At 70.2% G+C, this 21,632-nt stretch carries 17 protein-coding genes; 15 read left to right on the forward strand and 2 right to left on the reverse strand.

What is annotated here, in order from left to right:
* Nucleotides 1–41: 41 nt before the first annotated feature.
* Both AC06E6_RS01785 and AC06E6_RS01790 read left to right on the forward strand, forming a co-directional pair.
* The gene (locus AC06E6_RS01785) at nt 42–284 is read left to right on the forward strand and encodes a type B 50S ribosomal protein L31 (protein ID WP_056931181.1); all 243 of its coding nucleotides are present in this window, start codon (nt 42–44) and stop codon (nt 282–284) included.
* A 364-nt stretch (nt 285–648) separates the two neighbouring features.
* Nucleotides 649–1,923 carry a citrate synthase gene (locus AC06E6_RS01790; protein WP_104939465.1) on the forward strand — a complete coding sequence of 425 codons (1,275 nt, stop codon included), beginning with the start codon at nt 649–651 and terminating at the stop codon, nt 1,921–1,923.
* 546 nt (nt 1,924–2,469) lie between these two features.
* On the opposite strand, the gene AC06E6_RS01795 is transcribed toward AC06E6_RS01790, so the two are convergent.
* Together AC06E6_RS01795 and AC06E6_RS01800 are read right to left on the reverse strand one after the other, a co-directional pair.
* Complete coding sequence (locus AC06E6_RS01795) at nt 2,470–3,108, reverse strand: hypothetical protein (RefSeq protein ID WP_240212266.1); 639 nt, start codon at nt 3,106–3,108, stop codon at nt 2,470–2,472.
* Nucleotides 3,109–3,186: 78 nt separating this feature from the next.
* Nucleotides 3,187–5,619: a penicillin-binding protein 1A gene (locus AC06E6_RS01800; RefSeq protein ID WP_478060102.1), complete on the reverse strand. Its 2,433-nt coding sequence runs from the start codon at nt 5,617–5,619 to the stop codon at nt 3,187–3,189.
* Nucleotides 5,620–5,837: 218 nt separating this feature from the next.
* On the opposite strand from AC06E6_RS01800, the gene AC06E6_RS01805 reads away from it, so the two are divergent.
* The 13 genes from AC06E6_RS01805 to tkt all read left to right on the forward strand — a co-directional run bounded on the left by AC06E6_RS01805 (nt 5,838) and on the right by tkt (nt 21,456).
* Nucleotides 5,838–6,896 (forward strand): pilus assembly protein PilM, encoded by a 1,059-nt coding sequence (locus AC06E6_RS01805; protein WP_104940255.1) that lies wholly within the window; start codon nt 5,838–5,840, stop codon nt 6,894–6,896.
* Nucleotides 6,896–7,612 carry a PilN domain-containing protein gene (locus AC06E6_RS01810; RefSeq protein ID WP_478060103.1) on the forward strand — a complete coding sequence of 239 codons (717 nt, stop codon included), beginning with the start codon at nt 6,896–6,898 and terminating at the stop codon, nt 7,610–7,612. Before AC06E6_RS01805 ends, AC06E6_RS01810 begins: the two co-directional genes overlap by 1 nt.
* Nucleotides 7,609–8,286, forward strand: a complete 678-nt coding sequence (locus AC06E6_RS01815; protein WP_478060104.1) for a type IV pilus inner membrane component PilO — start codon at nt 7,609–7,611, stop codon at nt 8,284–8,286. Before AC06E6_RS01810 ends, AC06E6_RS01815 begins: the two co-directional genes overlap by 4 nt.
* Complete coding sequence (locus tag AC06E6_RS01820) at nt 8,286–8,822, forward strand: pilus assembly protein PilP (protein WP_240212262.1); 537 nt, start codon at nt 8,286–8,288, stop codon at nt 8,820–8,822. Before AC06E6_RS01815 ends, AC06E6_RS01820 begins: the two co-directional genes overlap by 1 nt.
* 21 nt (nt 8,823–8,843) lie before the next feature.
* Complete coding sequence (locus tag AC06E6_RS01825) at nt 8,844–10,733, forward strand: type IV pilus secretin PilQ (protein ID WP_478060105.1); 1,890 nt, start codon at nt 8,844–8,846, stop codon at nt 10,731–10,733.
* Between the two features lie 114 nt (nt 10,734–10,847).
* Complete coding sequence (locus tag AC06E6_RS01830; RefSeq protein WP_240212260.1) at nt 10,848–11,858, forward strand: AAA family ATPase; 1,011 nt, start codon at nt 10,848–10,850, stop codon at nt 11,856–11,858.
* Nucleotides 11,859–11,971: 113 nt separating this feature from the next.
* The gene (locus tag AC06E6_RS01835; protein WP_478060259.1) at nt 11,972–12,850 is read left to right on the forward strand and encodes a DUF58 domain-containing protein; all 879 of its coding nucleotides are present in this window, start codon (nt 11,972–11,974) and stop codon (nt 12,848–12,850) included.
* The gene (locus AC06E6_RS01840; RefSeq protein ID WP_240212258.1) at nt 12,847–13,302 is read left to right on the forward strand and encodes a DUF4381 domain-containing protein; all 456 of its coding nucleotides are present in this window, start codon (nt 12,847–12,849) and stop codon (nt 13,300–13,302) included. Before AC06E6_RS01835 ends, AC06E6_RS01840 begins: the two co-directional genes overlap by 4 nt.
* Complete coding sequence (locus AC06E6_RS01845; protein ID WP_478060107.1) at nt 13,302–14,297, forward strand: vWA domain-containing protein; 996 nt, start codon at nt 13,302–13,304, stop codon at nt 14,295–14,297. Before AC06E6_RS01840 ends, AC06E6_RS01845 begins: the two co-directional genes overlap by 1 nt.
* On the forward strand, nt 14,276–16,051 hold the full coding sequence (locus AC06E6_RS01850) for a VWA domain-containing protein (protein WP_478060261.1): 1,776 nt from the start codon (nt 14,276–14,278) through the stop codon (nt 16,049–16,051). Before AC06E6_RS01845 ends, AC06E6_RS01850 begins: the two co-directional genes overlap by 22 nt.
* Nucleotides 16,048–17,742: a BatD family protein gene (locus tag AC06E6_RS01855; RefSeq protein WP_240212255.1), complete on the forward strand. Its 1,695-nt coding sequence runs from the start codon at nt 16,048–16,050 to the stop codon at nt 17,740–17,742. The genes AC06E6_RS01850 and AC06E6_RS01855 overlap by 4 nt, the downstream gene beginning before the upstream one ends.
* 170 nt (nt 17,743–17,912) lie before the next feature.
* Nucleotides 17,913–19,235 (forward strand): dicarboxylate/amino acid:cation symporter, encoded by a 1,323-nt coding sequence (locus AC06E6_RS01860; protein ID WP_240212254.1) that lies wholly within the window; start codon nt 17,913–17,915, stop codon nt 19,233–19,235.
* 214 nt (nt 19,236–19,449) lie between these two features.
* Nucleotides 19,450–21,456, forward strand: a complete 2,007-nt coding sequence (gene tkt / locus AC06E6_RS01865; RefSeq protein ID WP_478060109.1) for a transketolase — start codon at nt 19,450–19,452, stop codon at nt 21,454–21,456.
* Nucleotides 21,457–21,632: the final 176 nt, after the last annotated feature.

The following is a 21,632-nucleotide window of genomic DNA, read 5'->3' on the forward strand; positions in this document are numbered from 1 at the left end:
ATAATGCCGCTCTTGACCACCAGCCCACACGGTGTGAGCCCATGAAGGCCGACATTCATCCCGATTACCACAACGTCGTGTTCCACGACGTCACCTCCGATTTCAAGTTCCTCACCCGTTCGACCATGTCCTCCAAGGAAACGGTCAAGTGGGAGGACGGCGAAGAGTACCCGCTGATCAAGGTCGAAATTTCCTCGGCCTCGCACCCGTTCTACACGGGCAAGCACAAGGTCATCGACACCAGCGGCCGCATCGACAAGTTCCAGAAGCGCTACGCGCGCTGATCGCAACTGTCGTTCCGCCCGGACAACGGCCGCGCCCTGCGCGGCCGTTGTTTTGTCGTGCTGGCAGCTGCGCCAGCCCCTGCGTGCCATGCCGGGCGGCTGTCCGCTGCGCCCCCGCCGGGGACGCCGGGCGTGCCGTCAGCGTGGCGCGCGCCACGGCTGAATCCCGGCGCAATGCCGGCCGGTGCGTGCGCGACGCTGTGTCGCGCGCGTGCGCCGTCCATAGGACTTTAGTCTGCGCAACCGGCAAATGCTGCTGTGCGATAATGGCCTGAACCGCGGTGCAAAACCGTGGAACTTCCTTCACGTGCCTGCCCGTCATTCCTCGTCGGGGCCGGCGCCATCCACTTGAGGAGCGCACACTGTGTCCGATCTTGATCAGGTCACGCTCAACGCCGGCGACACGTCGGTCGTTCTGCCTGTAGTCAAGCCCGTCCTGGGCAACGACTGTGTCGATATCTCGAAGCTGACCAAGGAAACCGGTCTCTTCACCTACGACTCCGGTTACACCGCCACCGCCAGCTGCAAGTCGGCCATCACCTACATCGATGGCGACAAGGGCGTGCTGCTGTACCGCGGTTACCCGATCGAGCAGCTGGCCGAGAAGTCCAGCTTCGTCGAGGTTGCCTACATGCTGGTCAACGGCGAGCGCCCGGACGCCGCGCAGCTGAAGGCCTTCGAGGCCGAGCTGGCAGAGGAAGCCGGTGTCGACGCGTCGATCAACACCCTGATCGGCAGCTTCGCCAAAGATGCGCACCCGATGGCGATCCTCGCCGCGGCGATCGCGCAGCTCTCCGCCAAATACCACGATTCGCTGGACCTGGCCGATGCCGAGCAGCGCCGCAAGGCCGCCGTGCGCCTGATCGCCAAGGTGCCGACCCTGTCGTCGCTGATCTACCGCCATGGCAAGGGCCTGCCGGCCAACACCCCGGACACCTCGCTGGATTACGTCAGCCGCTTCCTGAAGCAGACCTTCGAGTCGGCCGACGGCCAGTACGAACTCAACCCGCACGTGGTGAAGGCGCTGGACCTGCTGTTCATCCTGCACGCCGACCACGAGCAGAACGCCTCGACCTCGACCGTGCGCCTGGTCGGCTCGACCGGTGCCAACCCGTACGCCTCGGTCGCCGCCGGCGTCACCGCGCTGTGGGGTCCGGCGCATGGCGGCGCCAACGAAGCCGTGCTGAAGATGCTGGAAGAGATCGGCAGCGCCGACAACGTCGAGTCCGCGGTGCTCAAGGCCAAGGACAAGACCTCCGGCTTCCGCCTGATGGGCTTCGGCCACCGCGTCTACAAGAACTTCGACCCGCGCGCCAAGGTCATCGGCGAGATGACCAAGCAGGTGCTGGGCCAGCTGGGCGTGACCGACCCGCTGCTCGATGTCGCCATCAAGCTGGAGCAGGCCGCGCTGCAGGACGACTACTTCGTCGCCCGCAAGCTGTACCCGAACGTGGATTTCTACAGCGGCATCATCTACAAGGCGCTGCAGATCCCGACCGAGATGTTCACCGTCATGTTCGCCCTCGGCCGCACCGCCGGCTGGGTATCGCACTGGCTGGAGCAGCAGGTCGATCCGGAAATGAAGATCGGCCGTCCGCGCCAGGTCTACACCGGCCACGCCGTGCGCGACTACACCTGAGCCTGCGCGCATCGGCGCAGCGATGCGCCGCCCGCGCGAGCAAAGCCCCGCTCCGGCGGGGCTTTTTCGTTTTCGTGGTTCCAGGCATGCGGCTTTGCGCGCGGCAGGGCGATGGCCCGTATCGCACGCGGCGACCGGTATCCGGACGCGGGTAGCGGCGCCAGCAGCAGCCCCCGCGCACGCCACTTCTCCACAAGGTCTGTGCGGCACTTCCGGCAGAAGTTGTGGATAACGCCGGCGCCGCCTTGCGTGGCGGGCCTCGGCGAAGCATGGTGAAAAAACCGCCAGGAGCGGTTTTTGACATCGCCTGTCGATGGCCCGAAGGGTTCCCACCATGGACGGCGGGAACCAAAAACCGCCAGGAGCGGTTTTTGACATCGCCTGTCGATGGCCCGAAGGGTTGCCGCCATGGAGGGCGGGAACCAAAACCGCCAGGAGCGGTTTCCGGCATCGCCCGTCGATGCTCATGCCCGGGGGCAACAGACGTCCCCGGCGCCAGGCGCGTCCGGGCGCAGGGAAAGTGCGCGGGCGGGCCGCCGCCGCAGCTCAGGGCGCCGGTTGCCCCTGTCCGCCGGCCAGCAATTGCCGCAGCTGCGCGAGTGTCGCCCGCGGCAGCGGCTTGCCGTCGTCGCTGGAAACCGGCGGGTGGCGCAGTGCGTCTTCGGGCAGCACGATCAATTCGAAGGCGATGCCGTCGGCGGCGAATTCCCAGCGCGGATAGGGTTGCCGCGAGGCGTGCCCAGCCAGTTGCAGCAGCGACGTGCTCGCCTCGGCGGGAATGCGCTGGTCGTGCAGGAAGCGCTGCACCGCATCGGGGTCGTCGCAGTGCAGGTGCAGGACCACCGGCGTGGACGCATCGGCGGTGCCGGCCAATACGGCCCCGCCCAGGCGTGGCTGGAAGGCCTGCAGGAACTGCATGGCCTGCACTGCCGATTCGCGGCGCTGGCGCAGCGCCGTCGGCTGCGCGTGCGCGTCGAACAGCCGCTGCTGCTCGCGCAGCACTTCTTCCACCTGGGCCTGGCGCGGCCACAGCGCTTCGTCGTGGATGCCCAGGCGGCTGGCCGCCTTGCGCCGCGCCTGGTCGAGATCGTGGATGCCGCTCTCGCGGACCAGGCGGGCCGCCTCCTGGGCGATCAGCTGCCGCTCGCGGCTGCCGCGCTGCGCGTTGGGTGCCGGGCGTGGCATCGCGGTTCTCCCCTTGTCGGCGGCCCGCCCGATCGCGGGCCGGTGCGGAAAGGCGGCCCGCCGCCTTTCCGGGGTGGGTCAGAAGATATCGAACGCGGCGTCGTCGGCCTGCGGGTCGTGCTGGTCGAAATCGAATTCCTGCATCCGGTCCAGGTCCTCGACCTTGATCCATTCGGTGGCGCCGTTGAGGGTCGCCTGGACCATGCCCGAGGGCGGGTCGTTGCGTGCGATCGGCGCATCCTTCAGCGCTACGCGCATGTAGTCGATCCAGATCGGCAGCGCGGCGCGGCCACCGTACTCGCGGTAGCCCAGCGAGCGGAAGTCGTCGCGGCCGACCCACACCGTGGTGGCCAGGGGGCCACCGAAGCCGGAGAACCACGCATCGCGGTGGTCGTTGGTCGAGCCGGTCTTGCCGCCCACGTCCTCACGCCCCAGCACCTTGGCCGCGGTCCCGGTGCCGCGCTGGACCACGTCGCGCATCATCGACACCAACTGGTAGGCGGTGCGCTCGTCGATCGCGCGCGGCGCGGTGCGGGCGTCGGGATTGGGCGCCACCGGTTCGGCCTGGGTGCCGGTGCCGGCATCGGCACTGGCCGGTGCGGGCGCGGCTTCGGCACCGAAGTTGAAGCCGTCCACCACCTGGCTGGCCGGCGCCGTGCCACCGGCGGCGGCGGCGCAGCCGCGGCAGGCCAGCGCCGGATTGGCCTTGAACACCACGTTGCCGTCGCGGTCCTTGACCTCGTCGATGGTCCAGGTGTCGACCCGCGAGCCGCCGTTGGCGAACACCGCATAGCCGCGCGCGACCGACAGCGGCGTCAGCGAGGCGGTGCCCAGCGACATGGACAGGTTCGGCGGCAATTCGGCTTCCTGGAAGCCGAACTCGCTGATGTACTTGCGTGCGAAATCCACGCCGATGCTGTCCAGCAGGCGGACCGACACCAGGTTGCGCGACTGCACCAGTGCCTCGCGCAGGCGCATCGGCCCGCGGAAGCCGCCGCCGTCGTTCTTCGGCTCCCAGGTCTTGCCGCGGCGGTCGCGGAACACCACCGGCGCGTCGAGCACGATCGAGGCCGGGTTGAAGCCCTTGTCGAACGCGGCCGCGTACAGGAACGGCTTGAAGCTGGAGCCGGGCTGGCGCCGGGCCTGGGTGGCGCGGTTGAACTTGTTGCCGGCGAAGCTGAAGCCGCCGACCAGGGCACGCAGGGCGCCGTTGCCGGCGTCGAGCGAGACCAGCGCGGCCTGGCCGAGCGGCAGCTGTTCGATCAGCCACTCGCCCTCCTTGTCGCCGGCACGCACGCGGATGACGTCGCCGCGCGCGGCCAGCTTGGCCGGCGCGCGTGTGGTCCAGCGGCTGGCGGCCACCGGCAGGACCAGTTCGGTGCGGTCGGCCAGCACCACGCTGATGCCGCCATCGGCGTGGACCGCCGACACGATCGCCGGCAGCAGCCCGGACTGCGCGGGGATCGCGGCGAGGTGGCGCGCCAGCGCGGCGGCATCGGCATCCGCGGCGACGTCGAAATGCTGTTCCGGGCCGCGCCAGCCGTGACGGTGGTCGTACAGCAGCAGACCATCGCGGACGGCGATGTTGGCCGCTTCCTGCGCCTGGCTGTCGATGGTGGTGGTGACCCGGTAGCCCTTGTTGAGCACGTCGCCGCCATGCAGGGCGATCATTTCCTGGCGGACCATTTCCGCCACGTAGGGCGCGTTGACCTCGATCGGCGGTTCGTGCGGGCTGGCATGCATCGGCACCGCCTTGGCCGCGTCGGCCTCGGCCTGGCTGATGAAGCCCAGGTCGGCCATGCGCTGCAGCACGTAGTTGTCGCGGCGCTGGCGGGCGCGCTCGGGATTGCTGATCGGGTTGCCGCTGGACGGGAACTTGGGAATGCCGGCCAGCGAGGCCATCTCGTCCAGGTCCAGTTCGCCCAGCTTCTTGCCGTAGTAGTACTCGGCGGCGGCGCCGATGCCATAGGCGCGGTTGCCGAAGAAACTCTTGTTCAGGTACAGCTCGAAGATCTCGTCCTTGCTCAGCTCGCTCTCGATCCTGCGCGCGAGCAGGATCTCGGCCAGCTTGCGGGTGTAGCTGTACTCGGAACTGAGGAAGAACTGGCGGGCCACCTGCTGGGTGATGGTCGAGCCACCCGGCACGCGCCTGTCGCTGGTGGTGGCCAGCAGCCAGACCGCGCGGGCGATGCCCTTGTAGTCGACTCCGCCATGTTCATAGAAGCGCGCGTCCTCGGTGGCCAGGAACGCCTGCTTCAGGCGCTCGGGCACGTCCTTCATCTCGACCGGATAGCGCCGGGTCTCGCCGAACACGGCCATCAGCTTGCCGTCGCTGGCATGGACGTACATCGGCTCCTGCAGCTCCACCTCGCGCAGGGCCTGCACGTCGGGCAGCTTCGAGGAAACCACGTAATAGAGGGCGCCCGCGGCGATGGCGCCGACCAGGGCAAGGGCAACGCACAGTGCCAGCAGCCAGCGCAGCCAGCGCAGCCAGCGACGGAAACGGGGCATCAAGCAGGATCCCGATTGCGGATTTCGTGGCCGCAGAGTATAGAGTACGCGGGGGAACGGCTGGGGCCGTCCCCTGGGGAGATGGGGGTCGGGGATGGCTCTGATGGCGTGACGGATTTCTCGGCCTGCGCGCGGAGCGGTTGCCAATCACCAGAAATTCATTATTAATGCGCGGGCGCAACAAGTGCGTCCAAGTGCCCGTCGGCAGGGGAGAAACCGTGGGGCTTATCCCAAAGAGTCAACCACCGATCATCGGTGTTGACATCAGCTCGACTGCGGTGAAGCTGCTTCAGCTTGCCCGCAGCGGCAATCGTTTTCGCGTGGAACACTACGCCGTGGAACCGCTTCCGCCCAATGCGGTGGTGGAAAAGAACATCGTCGAGGTCGAGGCGGTTGGCGAAGCCATACGCCGTGCGGTGGCCCGCTCGGGAACCCGCGCCAAGGGCGCGGCCGCCGCGGTCGCCGGCTCGGCGGTGATCACCAAGGTGATCCCGATGCCGGCGGACCTGGACGAGGCCGACATGGAAGCCCAGGTCGAGCTGGAGGCGGTGAACTACATCCCGTACCCGATCGAGGAAGTGAGCCTGGACTTCGAGGTGCTCGGGCCGGTGCCCAACAACCCGGAAATGGTCCAGGTGCTGCTGGCGGCCTCGCGCTCGGAGAACGTCGAACTGCGCCAGTCGGCGCTGGAGCTCGGCGGGCTGGTGGCCAAGGTCATGGACGTGGAAGCGTTCGCCATCGAGAACGCCTTCGCGCTGGTGGCCAGCGAGCTGCCGGTGGCCAGCGACGGTGTCGTCGCGCTGGTGGACATCGGCGCCACCATGACCACGCTCAACGTCCTGCGTGGCGGTCGCAGCCTGTACAGCCGCGAACAGGTGTTCGGCGGCAAGCAGCTCACCGACGAGGTGATGCGCCGCTACGGCCTGAGCTACGAGGAAGCCGGGCTGGCCAAGCGCCAGGGCGGGTTGCCCGAGAGCTACGAGGTGGAAGTGCTGGAGCCGTTCAAGGAGGCCACGGTCCAGCAGATCGGCCGCCTGCTGCAGTTCTTCTATGCCGGCAGCGAGTTCAATCGCGTCGACCACATCGTGCTGGCCGGCGGCTGCGCGTCGCTGCCGGGGCTGCCGGTGATGGTCGAGGAACAGCTGGGAGTGAGTACGTCGGTGGCCAATCCGCTGGCGCAGATGACGCTGGGGCAGAAGGTGCAGGCGCATGCGCTTGCCCAGGACGCCCCGGCGCTGATGATCGCCACCGGCCTGGCCCTGCGGGGGTTCGACTGATGGCACGCATCAATCTATTGCCATGGCGCGCCGAACGGCGCAAACAGCGCCAGCGCGAGTTCTACACCATGCTCGGCCTGGCCGCCGTCGCCGGCGTGCTGATGTCGCTGCTGCTGTACTTCTACTACGACGGCCAGGTCAGCGGCCAGAACGAGCGCAATGCCTACCTCGAGGCTGAGATCGCCAAGGTCAAGGAGCAGAACAAGGAGATCGACCGGCTCGACAGCCAGAAGAAGCGTCTGCTCGACCGCAAGCAGGTCATCGAGGAACTGCAGGGCAAGCGCTCGCAGATGGTGCACCTGTTCGACGCGCTGGTGCGCACCATTCCCGATGGCGTGGTGCTGACCGCGCTCAAGCAGGAAGGCGAGACGCTGACGCTGGAAGGCCGCACCCAGTCCAACGCGCGGGTCAGTACCTACATGCGCAACCTGGAAAGCTCGGGCTGGATGTCCAATCCGGAGCTGTCGGTGATCGAGGCCAAGGCGCAGGAGGCGTCGGGCTCGGCGGTGGACATCAAGTCGCTGCCGTACGTCTTTACCCTGAAGGTGAAACTGCCGGCGCCGGGTGAGAACGCGGCGCAGGGTAACGCGGTGCCGGATGCCGCCGCCGCCGCAGCGCCCGCCGCCACGCCGGCAGCGGCCGCCGACCCGGCAGCGCCGGCCCCCGCCGTGCCGGCCCCGGCTGCCGACACGGCGCAGAAGGAGGCCCGCCCGTGAGCCAGAAGAAGAGCAGTTTCAACAACCTGGACTTCAACAACATCGGCAACTGGCCGCAGGGTCCCAAACTGGTGTTCTGCGCGCTGCTGGCGCTGCTGATCCTGGGCCTGTCCTACCTGCTGGTGATCCGCGGCACGGCCGAGGAGCTGGAAGGGCTGGAAGCCAAGGAAGTGGAACTGCGCGCCAGCTTCGAGAAGGAGCAGCAGCGCGCGGTCAACCTCGAGCCGCTCAAGCAGCAGCTCGTGCAGATGGAGCAGGTGCTGCAGCAGATGCTGCGCCAGCTGCCGAGCAAGACCGAGATGCCCGACCTGATCATCGATGTGTCGCAGACCGCGCTGTCCAGCGGGCTGAACAATGAACTGTTCAAGCCGGGCGACGAGCAGCTCAAGGAGTTCTACGCGGAGAAGCCGATCGCGCTGCGCCTGGTGGGCAGCTACCACCAGTTCGGCGCCTTCGTCAGCGGCGTGGCCTCGCTGCCGCGCGTGGTGATCCTGACCATGCACGACATCAACCTGAAGCCGAAGGATCCCAAGGCCGGCATTTCCGCACGCAGCGGTGCGCTGGAGCTGTCGGGCACGGTCAAGACCTACCGCTACCTGGACGACAACGAGCTGGCGGACCAGGAAAAGAAGGCCGCCGACGAAGAAGCGGCGCGCAAGAAGGGGGGCAAGTGATGAAGGGTTCCCTCCGCATCCGGGCGCTCTGCGCGGTGCTGCTGGTAGTGGCCGCGAGCGGCTGTTCGCGCGGCATCACCAGCACCCCGGGCGACGCGCCCAATCTCGAGAAGTGGGTGGCGGACGTACGTGCGCGCCCGGCCACGCCACTGGAGCCGCTGCCGGTGATGCAGCAGTTCGAGACCTTCGAATACTCCGCACAGGGGTTGCGCGATCCGTTCAGCGATGCCTGGGCCAGCGCCGACGGCAACAGCGCCCTGCGCCCGGACCCGAACCGCCGCAAGGAGCCGCTGGAGGCTTTCCCGCTGGACAGCCTGGACATGGTCGGGACGATCGGCAAGGGCGCGGCCATGGTCGCGCTGGTGATGGGGCCGGACAAGGTGACCTACCGCGTCCGTCCGGGGGTGTACCTGGGGCAGAGCGATGGCCGCGTCACCAGTGTGCGCGAGGACGGCATTGAGCTGATTGAACTGGTGCCCGATGGTGCTGGCGGCTGGCTGGAACGCCCGGCCTCGCTGGCGCTTGACGATCGATGAATGATTATTGGGGATAGCACGATGACTTTTTCCAAAGCCCTGAGCCTGCGTCCCGCCCGGCGCCATGCGATGGTTCATGCCCGCGCACTGGGAGTTGCGCTGGCACTGGCCTGCGGCTCTCCGTTGGTGGCCTTCGCCGCCGACCTCGCTCCGCCGGCCGCCGCACAGCCCGCGGCTACCGTCGCGGTCACCAAGGTCGACTTCAAGCGCGGCGATGACGGCGCCGGCCGCCTGATCCTGCAGTTCGACGGCCAGGGCGCCAGCCCGGACCTGAGGACCCAGGGCAATGACATCGTGGTCGACATGGGCAATGCGACCCTGCCGGCCGCGCTGCAGCGGCCGCTGAACGTGGTCGATTTCGCCACGCCGGTGCAACGCATCGACGCCCGCCCGTCGGGCCATGGCTCGCAGCTGGTGCTGAGCACCCAGGGGGCGTTCGAGTCGCTGGCCTACCAGTCCGGCAACGAGTACGTGGTGGAGATCTCGCCCCGCCAGGCGCCGTCGGCGACCGGTGCGGTGACCGCGCAGACCGTGGCCCAGGCCGCGGCCACCGTGGCCGCGCGCGGTTACAGCGGCCGCCCGGTGACGTTCAATTTCCAGGACGTGCCGGTACGCACCGTGCTGCAGCTGATCGCCGAGGAATCCAACCTCAACGTTGTCGCGTCCGATACCGTGCAGGGCAACGTGACCCTGCGCCTGGTCAATGTGCCGTGGGACCAGGCGCTGGACATCGTCCTGCGCGCCAAGGGCCTGGACAAGCGCCGCGATGGCGGGGTGATCTGGGTCGCGCCGCAACCCGAGCTGGCCAAGTTCGAGCAGGACAAGGAAGACGCCCGCATCGCGATCGAAGAGCGCGAGAACCTGGCCACCGATTACATCCAGATCAATTACCACAGCGCCGAAGCGATCTTCAAAGCCCTCACCGAAGCCAAGGGCATCGGCAACGCCGGTGCCGGCGGTGGTGGCACCGGCGGCGGCTCGCAGCGCGAGAACGGCTTCCTTTCCAAGCGCGGCATGATCGTCGCCGACGAGCGCACCAACACGCTGATGATCAGCGACATCCCGAAGAAGATCGCGCAGATGCGCGAGCTGATCGCGGTGATCGACCGGCCGGTCGACCAGGTGCTGATCGAAGGCCGCATCGTCATCGCCTCCGACACCTTCGCACGTGACCTGGGCGCCAAGTTCGGCATCCAGGGGCGTCGCATCGGTGACCGCACCCAGGCCATCAGCGGCTCGCTTGGCGGCAACAGCAGCATCATCAACAACGGCATAGTGAGCAACGAAGGGCTAAACGTGAATCTGCCCGCGAAGAGCTATACCGAAAGCCCGGCCGGCGCGATCGCCTATACCCTGCTGGGTGCCAACTTCGCCCTGGACGTCGAGTTGTCGGCGATGCAGGAGGAGGGCCGGGGCGAGGTGGTCTCCAATCCGCGCATCGTCACCGCCAACCAGCGCGAAGGCGTGATCAAGCAGGGCAAGGAGATCGGCTACGTCACCATCTCTGGCGGTGGTGGTGCCGGCGGTGCGCCCACGGCCAACGTGCAGTTCAAGGAAGCGCTGCTGGAACTGAAGGTCACCCCGACCATCACCCAGGACAACCGCGTGTTCCTCAACATGAACGTGAAGAAGGACGAGATCGACCGATTCCTTGACGTGACCGACTTCGGCACCGTGCCGATCATCAACCGCCGCGAGATCAATACCGCGGTGCTGGTGGACGATGGCCAGACGGTGGTGATCGGCGGCGTGTACGAGTTCAACGACCGCAGCAGCGTGGCCAAGGTGCCGTTCCTGGGCGACGTGCCGTTCCTGGGCAATCTGTTCAAGAAGCGCGGCCGCGCCAAGGACAAGGCCGAGCTGCTGGTGTTCGTGACGCCGAAGATCCTGCGCGTCGCCAAGCCGCACTGAACCGGGTCCATCCGCAAGAGCACGGGAGGCCGCCGCAGGGCGGCCTCTTCGTTTGCTCTCCGGCCACCGGCGTGCCGGTGAACCATTCCTGCGTGGATCGGTCAAACTGCGCCTATGGACCACACCCCGCACCTGCCCCCGCCGCCGGCCGACGCCGCCGCCCTGCATGCCGCTTTCATCGCCCTGCGCGACGCCCTGGCCGGCGAGATCGTCGGCCAGTCGGTCCTGGTCGAACGCCTGTTGGTCGCGTTGCTGGCCGATGGCCACCTGCTGGTGGAAGGCGCGCCCGGGCTGGCCAAGACCACCGCGATCCGCGCGCTGGCCGCGCGCATCGACGCGCGCTTCGCGCGTATCCAGTTCACTCCCGACCTGCTGCCGGCCGACCTGACCGGCACCGACATCTGGCGCCCGCAGGAAGGCCGCTTCGAGTTCCAGCCGGGCCCGGTGTTCCATCCGATCCTGCTGGCCGACGAGATCAACCGCGCGCCGGCCAAGGTGCAGTCGGCGCTGCTGGAAGCGATGGGCGAGCGCCAGGTGACGGTAGGGCGGACGACCTATCCGTTGCCGCCGGTGTTCCTGGTCATGGCCACCCAGAACCCGATCGAACAGGAAGGCACGTTCCCGCTGCCCGAGGCGCAGCTGGACCGTTTCCTGATGCACGTGCGCATCGGCTATCCCGATGCCGCGGCGGAGGTCGACATCCTGCGGCTGGCCCGCGAGCGCGCGCTGCGCGAGATGGATGCGACGCCAGTGCAGGTGCGGAAGCTCTCGCTGGAACAGGTCGAACAGGCACGACGGGCGGTGCTGGAACTGCACATGGCGCCGCAGCTGGAACGCTATCTGGTGGAGCTGGTGCTGGCCTCGCGCGACGCCTCGGCCTACGACGTCTCGCTGGCCCGCCGCATCGCCTGGGGGGCCAGTCCGCGCGGGTCCATTGCCCTGGAGCGCTGCGCGCGGGCCAAGGCGTGGCTGGCCGGGCGCGACTACGTGACCCCGGACGACGTGCGTGCGGTGGCGCCGGACGTGTTGCGCCACCGGGTCCTGCCCAGCTATGAGGCGGCCGCCGAGGGCTGGGACGGCGAGCGCCTGGTCGCGGCGCTGCTCGACCGCGTACCGTTGCCGTGATCAAGCCGGTTGCGGGGAACGGGGACAAACCGACGGCGGTATCGCCCGCCCGGTCGGCCGCTGGCGGAGACGCCGTCGCGGCCCCCGGTTCCCGGCTCCCTGCGTCCGAGGGCATCGCCCCTTCGCTGGCCGAGCTGATCGCGCTGCGGCGTGCGGCGATGCCGGCGCGTGGCCCGCGTCGCGGCCGGCGCGGCGCGTCCGCGCGCGCGCTCTCCGCGCAGCGTGGGCGCGGCATGGAATATGCCGAGTCGCGCGAATACGTGGCCGGCGACGATGCCCGCCACATCGACTGGAAACTCAGTGCGCGCACCGGCTTCACCCACACCAAGACCTTCCAGGCCGAGCGCGAACGGCTGACCCTGCTGGTGGCCGATACCGCACCGGCGCTGTACTTCGGCACCCGGGTGCGGTTCAAGTCGGTGCAGGCCGCGCGCGCCGGCGCGGTCGCGGCCTGGTCGGCATTGCGCGACGGCGACCGCGTGGCGGCGCTGTGCGCGGGCGGAGGGGCCGCGCTGGTGCCGCCGGCCGGGGGCATGCGCGGGGTCCTGCGCGTACTCGATGCGCTGGTGCGCTGGTACGGCGCGCCGGCTGTGGATGACGCAGGCCTGCAGCCGGCACTCGAGCGTGCGGCGCGCCTGCTGCACCCGGGCGCGCGGGTGCTGGTGCTGGCCGACCCGGGCAGCGCCCTTGCCGTGGCCCCGGCCACCTGGTCGGCGCTGTCGATGCACGTGGACGTACGCCTGCTGCTGCTGGTCGATCCGCTGGAGATGCGGCCGCCCCACTGCATGTTGCCGGTGCTGGCGCCGGGCGCGCGCATGGAGCTGGACCTGGCCACCGGCGCGACGCGCGATGCCTGGCACGCGGCGTTCGTCGCCCCGGTGGAAGCGCTGTGCCGGTCATTGCCCGGGCGCAGGATCCAGGTGCAGGTGCTGGCATCGGACGACGCCAGCGACGCCTGGCTGGCGCCTGCCGCGGCGCGGAGTGGCCGGTGATCGCCACCACGCTGCCGCTGCGCGACGTGCACCTGCCGGCCGCGCCCGGCGTGTGGCCGCCGGCGCCAGGCTGGTGGCTGCTGCTGGGCGTCCTGCTGCTCGGGCTTGCCGTGTTCGTGGCACTGCGGCTGCGTCGCCGGCACCGGCGGCTGCGCTGGCAATCGCTGTTCGATGCGGCGCTGGCGGCGGCATCCGCTCCGGCCGCGCGCGTCGGCCGTGCCTCGGACCTGCTGCGGCGCGCGGCACGTCGCTGCGACCCGTCGGCCGCGCTGTTGCAGGGCGAGGACTGGCTGCGGTTCCTCGACGGGCCGGCGCGCCGCGATTTCAGCCAGGGCGAGGGTCGACTGCTGCTCGACGGCGGCTTCCGCCGCCAGGTCGACGAGCCCCAGGCCGCGCGCGCCTGCGCGCTGGCGCGCGGGCGTTTCGTCGACCTGATGGAGCGGCGCCGGTGATGGAGCGCCTGCACGCGCTGCTGGGCGGCCTGCCGGAGTTCGCCTGGCCTTGGCTGTGGCTGGCGGTGCCGCTGCCGCTGCTGATGGCTTTGTGGCCACGGCCGGCCGGCAATGGGCCGGCGCTGCGGGTGCCCTGGCCGCCGGCGCGGTTGCAGGCAACGGCGGCGCACCGGTACGGGCCGTGGCCGCGCACCCTGCTGCTGTGGCTGGCGTGGCTGTGCCTGTGCGCGGCCGCCGCGCGACCGCAGCAACTGGGGGATGCGGTCGAACCGCCGCGGCAGACGCGGCAGATGATGCTGGCCGTGGACCTGTCCGGCAGCATGAGCGAGGGCGACATGCTGCTCGGCGGCCGCGTGGTGGACCGGCTCACGGCCGCCAAGGCGGTACTGGCCGACTTCCTCGACCGCCGCGAGGGCGACAGCATAGGCCTGCTGGTGTTCGGCCAGCGCGCCTACGCGCTGACCCCGCTGACCCGCGACCGCGCCAGCGTGCGCGAACAGCTGCGCGACAGCGTGGTCGGGCTGGCCGGGCGCGAGACCGCGCTGGGCGATGCCATCGCGCTGGCGGTCAAGCGGTTGCGCGGGCAACCCGAAGGCCAACGCGTGCTGATCCTGCTCACCGACGGCGTCAACACCGCCGGCGTAATCGACCCGCTGAAGGCGGCCGAGCTGGCCAGGGCCGAGGGCGTGCGCGTGCATACCATCGCGTTCGGCGGCAACGGCGGGGTATCGCTGTTCGGCATGCGGCTGCCGGGCGCGGAGGACCCGATCGACGAGGACACGCTGGCGCGCATTGCCCGGGACACCGGCGGGCGCTTCTTCCGCGCGCGCGATACCGGCGAGCTGGTCGGCATCTATGCCGAACTGGATCGCCTGGAGCCGGTGCGCAGCGCCGGACCGGCGCTGCGTCCGCGCCTGGAACGGTATGCGTGGCCGTTGGCGGCGGCCCTGCTGCTGGGCCTGCTGGCGCTGGCCTGGCCGGAGCGGCGCCGGTGATCGCGTTCTGGAACAGCCTGCATTTCATCCGCCCGGATTGGCTGTGGGCGCTGCTGCTGCTGCTGCCGGCCGTGTTGCTGGGCGGCTGGTACCGGCGGCGCCGGCGTGGCGATTGGCGCAGCGTGGTGGACGCGCACCTGCTGCCGCACCTGCTGGCGGATGGCGGCCGCCGCGCCCGCGGCAGATGGCTGGCCGTACCGGTCGCCCTGTTGCTGGCGGTGCTGGCCCTGGCCGGGCCGAGCTGGCGCCAGGTGGAGCAGCCGCTGTGGGAATCGAAGACGCCGTTGGTCGTGGTGCTGGACCTGTCCAGCCATACCGGCGCGGCCGACCTGCCGCCGAGCCGCCTGCTGCAGGTGCGCGCGAAGCTGGCGCTGCTGCTGCGCGAGCGCCGCGGTGGCGAAGTGGCGCTGGTCGCGTATGCCGACGAGCCGTTCACCGTGGCGCCATTGACCGATGACGCGGCCAACGTCGCGCTGTTCCTCGACGCACTGGCGCCGGAGGTCATGCCGGTGGACGGGCAGGACGCCGGCAAGGCGCTGGAATGGGCCGGCAGCCTGCTGCGCCAGGCCGGTGCGCGCGACGGCGCGGTCCTGCTGGTGAGCGACCGCGCCGATGCCGGCGCCGCCGCCGAAGCCGCACGCCTGCGCGCGGCCGGCTACCCGGTATCGGCGCTGGGGCTGGGTACGCCAGCGGGGGCTGCCTATCGCGACCGCGAGGGACGCATCGGCCATGCCCGGCTGGACGAACCGTCGTTGCGTGCGCTGGCGCTCGCCGGCGGCGGTCGCTACGCGCGGCTTTCCGCCGGCGACGCCGACCTGCAGGCGCTGGCGGTGCTGCAGCCGCAGGCCGCCGCCGGCGAGCGTGCCGGCCGCACCGACACCGCCTGGCAGGACGAAGGCTACTGGCTGCTGCCGCCGCTGCTGCTGGTCGCGCTGTTGGCGTTCCGGCGGCGCCGGCAGGCGTTGGCGGCGCTGGCGCTGTGCCTGTGGCTGCCGCTGGCCATGCCGGCACATGCGGCCGAACCCGGCGGCTGGTGGCAGCGCCCGGACCAGCGCCAGCACCAGCGCCTGGCCGAAGGCGTCGAGGCGTACCGCAAGGGCGATTTCGCCACCGCCCAGCGCCGCTTCGAGGGTGTCGACAGCGAACAGGGCTGGTACAACCTGGGCAACGCGCTGGCGCGGCAGGGTCGCTACGACGAGGCGATCGCCGCCTACGACCGCGCATTGGCACTGCGGCCGGGCATGGACGACGCAAAGGCCAACCGCGCCGCGGTCGATGCCGCGCGCAGGCGCAAGCCACCGCCAGGCCCGCAGGGGGGCGGCCAGCAGAACACACCCGATACGCAGCAGGGCAAGTCATCGCCCGGCCAGTCACAGGATGGCCAGTCGCAGGACGGCAAGTCGCAGCCGCCGCCATCGCAGGCACCGTCGCAGCCGAAGCACGCGCCGCCGCGGCCGGGACAGGGCCAGGCCGCGGCCGATACGGCGCCGAAGGCGCCGCAGGCGGAAGATGCCCGCGGCCAGCAGCAGGCCGACCGGGCCCAGCGCGAGCGCGTGGCCGAGGCGCTGCGCCGGCAGACGGGCGGCGACGGCGACCCCGGAAAGCGCGCGGCGCAGGCGGCGATGAGCCCGCAGGAGCGCGAGCGACGGCAGGCGATCGAGGCATGGATGCAGCGCGTGCCCGATGCGCCGGGCGATCTGTTGAAGGCGAAGTTCCAGCTCGAATACGAGCGGCGCAGGCGGGAAGGGCAATGAAGCGGCGAAGCGTTCTCCTGAAGGTGGGGTTGTGGGTGTTGCTGGCCTGCGCCGCCAGCGTGCAGGCGCAGACCCGCGCATGGCTGGACCGTGACCGCATCGGCGAAGGCGACGTGGTCACCCTCAACATCGAGACCGACCAGCCCGGCGCGGCACCGGACTACGCGCCGCTGCAGGCCGATTTCGCGTTGGGCGGGCGTACCAGCGGCCGGCAGACGCGGCTGGCCAATGGCAGCGTCAGCACTGCCGCGCTGTTCGGCGTGGTGCTTACGCCACGGCGCAGCGGCGCGCTGCAGGTGCCGGCCCTGCGCGTCGGCGCGGCGCGGACGGCGCCGCTGCAACTGCGGGTCGATCCCGCCCCGGTGGCCGGCGCCGGCGACGCGGTGGCCTTCGTGGAAACCGAGGTCGACGATCCACAGCCGTACGTGCAGCAGAGCGTGGGCGTGGTGGTCCGGCTGTTCTTCGCGACCCAGCTGGCGTCCGGCGAGCTGGACCTGGCCACGCCGGCTTCGGCCTCGTTGCAGCGGGTCGGCGAGGACCGCACCTCGTCGCATGACGTCGGTGGCCGCCGCTACAACGTGGTCGAGCGGCGCTTCCTGCTGATTCCCGAACGCAGCGGCCCGCTGCGGCTGCAGGGCGCGCGCTTCAGCGGTCGCGGCGCCGGCGGCCTGTTCGACGATCTGCTTGGCCGTGGTACCGGCGCGCTCAGTGCCCGCGCGGCCGACCAGACCCTGCAGGTGCGCGCGGTGCCCGATGCCGCACCGCAGCCGTGGCTGCCATTGAAGGACCTGCGCCTGCGCTACACCGCCGCGCCGCAGTCGGCGCAGGTCGGGCAGGCGTTCACGCTGCAGGTGGAGGCCACCGCGGTCGGCGCGACGCGTGCGCAGTTCCCGGAATTGCCGGTGCCGGCCCTGGGCGACGCCGCGCAGGTGTTCGCCGAGCCGCCGCAGTACGACGAAACCTTCGATGGCGGGAGCCCGCGGCTGAAGCTGACGCGGCGCTACTCCATCGTGCCGCAGCGGCCGGGCCCGCTGCAGGTACCGGGCCTGCGCCTGGGCTGGTGGGACGTGGGCGCCGCCGAGGCCAGAACCGCGGCACTGCCCGACTTGGGCCTGGAGGTGGCGCCGGGGACCGGCGCGGCAGCCGCGGTGCCGGCGCCGGATGCGCCTGCCGCCACGGTCGCGCCGCCGGCGCCCACCGGCGAGCGTGCCATCGCGGTGGCCGGCGCCCGGCTGCTGCGCGCGTCGCCGTGGCCGCTGCTGGCGGCGGGGTTCGCGCTGCTGTGGCTGCTGACCCTGGTCTGGGCACTGACCCGGCGGCGCCCGCCGCCCAGCCAGGGCCCGCGGAGGCCAGGCGACAGCGGGCAGGGCGATGCCGGCGTGGGCACGCATTCGCTGGCCGATTTCAGGCGCGCGCTGGACACCGGCGACCTGGATGACGTCGAGCAGGCGCTGCGCGGCCTTGCCCGGCCGCCGGTCGTCGACCTGGATGTGCTGGCCGCGCGCCTGGACAGCGCGGCACAACGCGAGGCACTGGAAGCCCTGCGCCGCGCCCGCTGGGCCGGTGGCAGCGGGTCCGCGGCACGCACCGCGCTGCGCGCCGCGTTCGCCAACGGGCCGGCATGGCGGGCGCGGGCCGATGCCCCGCCATCACCGCTGCCGCCGCTCTATCCGGGGCAGGGAGCCGGCTGATCGGTCGGGCGGATCGCGGCCGTGGCGCCGGCGCCGGGACGCCGCCGGGACGGCTGCGGAGGCGCCCCGACGCCTCGTCCCGGTACCCCCGGGACCGGGCCAAATGGCAGGGTTGGCGGCTGTGCAGCTTTTGTTAAGCTACGCGATCTTTCGCCCGCGAGTACCGCCGCATGCCCCACGCCCACGCGTCAAGCAAGCCCTCCATGCCGTTGCACATCAAAGTGCTGCTGGGGTTCATGTTGGGCACCATCGTGGGCCTGGTGGCGCACGCCACTTCCGCCGATGCGGCGTGGGTGAACACCACCATCGATTACGTCACCCAGCCGTTCGGGCAGATCTTCCTCAACCTGCTGTTCATGCTGGTGGTGCCGCTGATGTTCTCGGCGCTGGTGCTGGGCGTGGCCGAGCTGGGCGACATCGCCTCGCTGGGCCGGCTGGGCTGGAAAACCCTGAACTACACCGCGGTGGTGACCGCGCTGGCGGTCGGCATCGGCCTGTTGTGCGTCAACCTGCTGCAGCCCGGCACGCACATGGAGCCGGCCCTGGTCGAACAGGCCATGAGCAGCGCCAAGACCGGTGAGATCGTCAGCAAGGGCAACGAACTGCGGCTGATGGACCTGCTGGTCAACATCGTGCCGCACAACATCGTCAACGCGATGGGCGACGACAGCAAGAAGCTGGGCATCGTGTTCTTCGCGCTGATGATCGGCATCGGCCTGGTGATGAAGCCGACCGCGGGCACCACCGCGTTCAAGAACGCCGTGCAGGGCCTGTTCGAGGTGTGCATGCACCTGATCGGCATGTTCATCAAGCTGGCGCCGTTCGCGGTGGCGGCCTTCATGTTCAACCTGACCGCGCGGCTCGGCTGGGACGTGATCCAGAGCCTGATGTGGTTCGTGGTGACCGTGCTGCTGGCGATCGCCATCCATGGCTTCATCGTGCTGCCGCTGTGGGTACGGCTGCTGGGCGGCATGTCGGCGCGCAGCTTCTTCCGCGGCACCCAGGAAGCCACGCTGACCGCCTTCGCCACCGCCTCCTCGTCGGCCACGCTGCCGGTGACCCTGCGCGTGGCCGAGGAGAACCTGAAGCTGCCGCGCAAGGTCTCGCGCTTCGTGCTGACCGTCGGCGCCTCCGCCAACCACCACGGCACCGCGCTGTTCGAAGGCATCACCGTGCTGTTCCTGGCGCAGGTCTACGGCCTGCACCTGGGCATGCCGCAGCAGCTGATGGTACTGCTGCTGTGCATCCTCGGCGGCATCGGTACCGCCGGCATCCCGTCCGGTTCGCTGCCGGTGATCGCGATGATCTGCGGCATCATCGGCATCAAGCCCGAGGGCATCGGCATCATCCTGGGCGTCAACACCTTCCTGGACATGTGCCGCACCTCGCTCAACGTCACCGGCGACCTCGCCACCGCGGTGGTGGTCTCGCACCGCAGTGGCGTGACCGACGAGGAAGTGCCGGAAGTGGCGGACAACGCCGGCCGCCACTGAGCCGCCGGCGAAACGGATGCCACGAAGGCCGCCCAAGGGCGGCCTTCGCGTTTTTCCCCGCCTGCCGCAAGCCGGCGCCCGCCGCCGGCACCGGCATGCCGCCCGGGGCCTTGCGCGTGCCCCGCGTCGTGACGCCGCCGGCCTGACCTGCCCGGTGCTCTGTGGGACAATAGGCCGCCCGCAGCTCCGCGGGAGCCTCCCGACCCGACGAACCATGACGCAGCCCACCCGCCGCCAGTTGGCGAACGCCATCCGTTTCCTCGCCGCCGATGCGGTGCAAGCCGCCAACTCCGGCCACCCCGGCATGCCGATGGGCATGGCCGACATCGCCGAAGTGCTCTGGAACGACTACCTCCGGCACAACCCGAACAACCCGAAGTGGTTCAACCGCGACCGCTTCGTGCTGTCCAACGGCCACGGCTCGATGCTGCAGTACGCGCTGCTGCACCTGAGCGGCTACGACCTGCCGATCGAGCAGCTCAAGGCGTTCCGCCAGCTCGGCAGCAGGACCGCCGGCCACCCGGAGCGCCATGAAACCCCGGGCGTGGAAACCACCACCGGCCCGCTGGGCCAGGGCTTCGCCAATGCGGTGGGCTTCGCGCTCGCCGAAAAGCTGCTGGCGCAGCGCTACAACCGCCCGGAATTCGAAGTCGTCGACCACCGCACCTGGGTGTTCATGGGCGACGGCTGCCTGATGGAAGGCATCTCGCACGAAGCCGCCTCGCTGGCCGGCACCTGGGGCCTGGGCAAGCTGGTCTGCTTCTGGGACGACAACAACATCTCCATCGACGGCGAAGTGGAAGGCTGGTTCACCGACGACACCCCGGCGCGCTTCGAGTCCTACGGCTGGAACGTGGTGCGTGGCGTCGACGGCCACGACCCGGAGAGCATCAAGGCGGGCATCGACGCGGCGCTGTCGCAGTTCGACAGGCCGACCCTGATCTGCTGCAAGACCACCATCGGGTTTGGTTCGCCGAACAAGGCCGGCCAGGAATCCAGCCACGGCGCGCCGCTGGGCAAGGACGAGCTGGACGCCACCCGCAAGGCGCTGGACTGGCCGTATGGCCCGTTCGAGATTCCCGAGGAGATCTACGCCGGCTGGCGCGCGGGCGGCACCGGTACCCTGCGCCAGGCCGAATGGGAGCAGTTGTTCGACAAGTACGCGGCGCAGTTCCCGGCCGAGGCCGGGGAGCTGACCCGCCGCTCGCATGGCGAGCTGCCGGCCGACTTCATCGCCCGCGCCGATGCCTATATCGCCCAGGTGCAGGCCGAGGCGCCGACCATCGCCTCGCGCAAGGCTTCGCAGAACGCGATCCAGGCGTTCGCGCCGCTGCTGCCGGAAATCGTCGGCGGCTCGGCCGACCTGGCCGGCTCCAACCTGACCCTGTGGAAGGGCGCACACACCGTGGTCGGCGAGGACCCGCAGGCCAACTACGTGCACTACGGCGTGCGTGAGTTCGGCATGAGCGCGATCGCCAACGGCCTGGCGCTGCACGGCGGCTTCCTGCCGTTCGACGCCACCTTCCTGGTGTTCAGCGACTACGCCCGCAACGCGCTGCGCATGAGCGCGCTGATCCCGGCGCAGGTCATCCACGTGTTCACCCACGACTCGATCGGCCTCGGCGAGGACGGCCCGACCCACCAGCCGGTCGAGCACATCGCCTCGTTGCGCTACATCCCCAACAACGACGTCTGGCGCCCGTGCGACGCCACTGAATCGGCGGTGAGCTGGAAGGCGGCGATCGTGCGCCGTGACAACCCCAGCTGCCTGATCTTCAGCCGCCAGAACCTGGCCCCGCAGCCGCGCAGCGCCGAGCAGGTCAAGCTGATCGAACGCGGCGGCTACGTGCTGGCCGATGCCGCCGGCACGCCGGACGTGATCCTGATCGGCACCGGCTCGGAAGTGGGCCTGGCCATGGCCGCCAAGGCCGAGCTGGACGCGGCCGGCATCAAGACCCGCGTGGTGTCGATGCCGTCGACCAACGTGTTCGACCGCCAGGACGCGGCCTACCGCGAGTCGGTGCTGCCGCACGCGGTGCGCGCACGCGTGGCGGTGGAAGCCGGCGTCACCGGTTTCTGGCGCCAGTACGTGGGCCTGGATGGCGCGGTGGTCGGGCTGGACAGCTTCGGTGCCTCGGCCCCGGCCGACAAGCTGTACCAGCACTTCGGCATCACCACCGAGGCGGTGGTCGCCGCGGCCCGGGCGCAGCTGGCGCACTGATGCGTCGCATCGCCGGGCAGTGAGAAAAGGCCGGGATTTCCCGGCCTTTTCTTTTGCGCGCCACCCCGTGCGGCGGTGGCCCCGTACTTCGCCGCCGCCTGGGTCAGCACGTGGGTGCGATGGTCGCGCGGCGTTGTCGGGAGCCCCCTGGATGCGGCGCCACCGGCATGCGAGCA

Source organism: Stenotrophomonas sp. Steno-Z10-HUANG (genome assembly GCF_056393075.1).

What these genes read in the sequence shown, in the direction of transcription:
- AC06E6_RS01785 (WP_056931181.1), top strand. Translation starts at nt 42, where the DNA reads ATGAAGGCCGACATTCATCCCGATTACCACAACGTCGTGTTCCACGAC.
- AC06E6_RS01795 (WP_240212266.1), bottom strand. Translation starts at nt 3,108, where the DNA reads ATGCCACGCCCGGCACCCAACGCGCAGCGCGGCAGCCGCGAGCGGCAG.
- AC06E6_RS01800 (WP_478060102.1), bottom strand. Translation starts at nt 5,619, where the DNA reads ATGCCCCGTTTCCGTCGCTGGCTGCGCTGGCTGCGCTGGCTGCTGGCA.
- AC06E6_RS01810 (WP_478060103.1), top strand. Translation starts at nt 6,896, where the DNA reads ATGGCACGCATCAATCTATTGCCATGGCGCGCCGAACGGCGCAAACAG.
- AC06E6_RS01820 (WP_240212262.1), top strand. Translation starts at nt 8,286, where the DNA reads ATGAAGGGTTCCCTCCGCATCCGGGCGCTCTGCGCGGTGCTGCTGGTA.
- AC06E6_RS01825 (WP_478060105.1), top strand. Translation starts at nt 8,844, where the DNA reads ATGACTTTTTCCAAAGCCCTGAGCCTGCGTCCCGCCCGGCGCCATGCG.
- AC06E6_RS01830 (WP_240212260.1), top strand. Translation starts at nt 10,848, where the DNA reads ATGGACCACACCCCGCACCTGCCCCCGCCGCCGGCCGACGCCGCCGCC.
- AC06E6_RS01845 (WP_478060107.1), top strand. Translation starts at nt 13,302, where the DNA reads ATGGAGCGCCTGCACGCGCTGCTGGGCGGCCTGCCGGAGTTCGCCTGG.
- AC06E6_RS01855 (WP_240212255.1), top strand. Translation starts at nt 16,048, where the DNA reads ATGAAGCGGCGAAGCGTTCTCCTGAAGGTGGGGTTGTGGGTGTTGCTG.
- AC06E6_RS01860 (WP_240212254.1), top strand. Translation starts at nt 17,913, where the DNA reads ATGCCCCACGCCCACGCGTCAAGCAAGCCCTCCATGCCGTTGCACATC.
- tkt (WP_478060109.1), top strand. Translation starts at nt 19,450, where the DNA reads ATGACGCAGCCCACCCGCCGCCAGTTGGCGAACGCCATCCGTTTCCTC.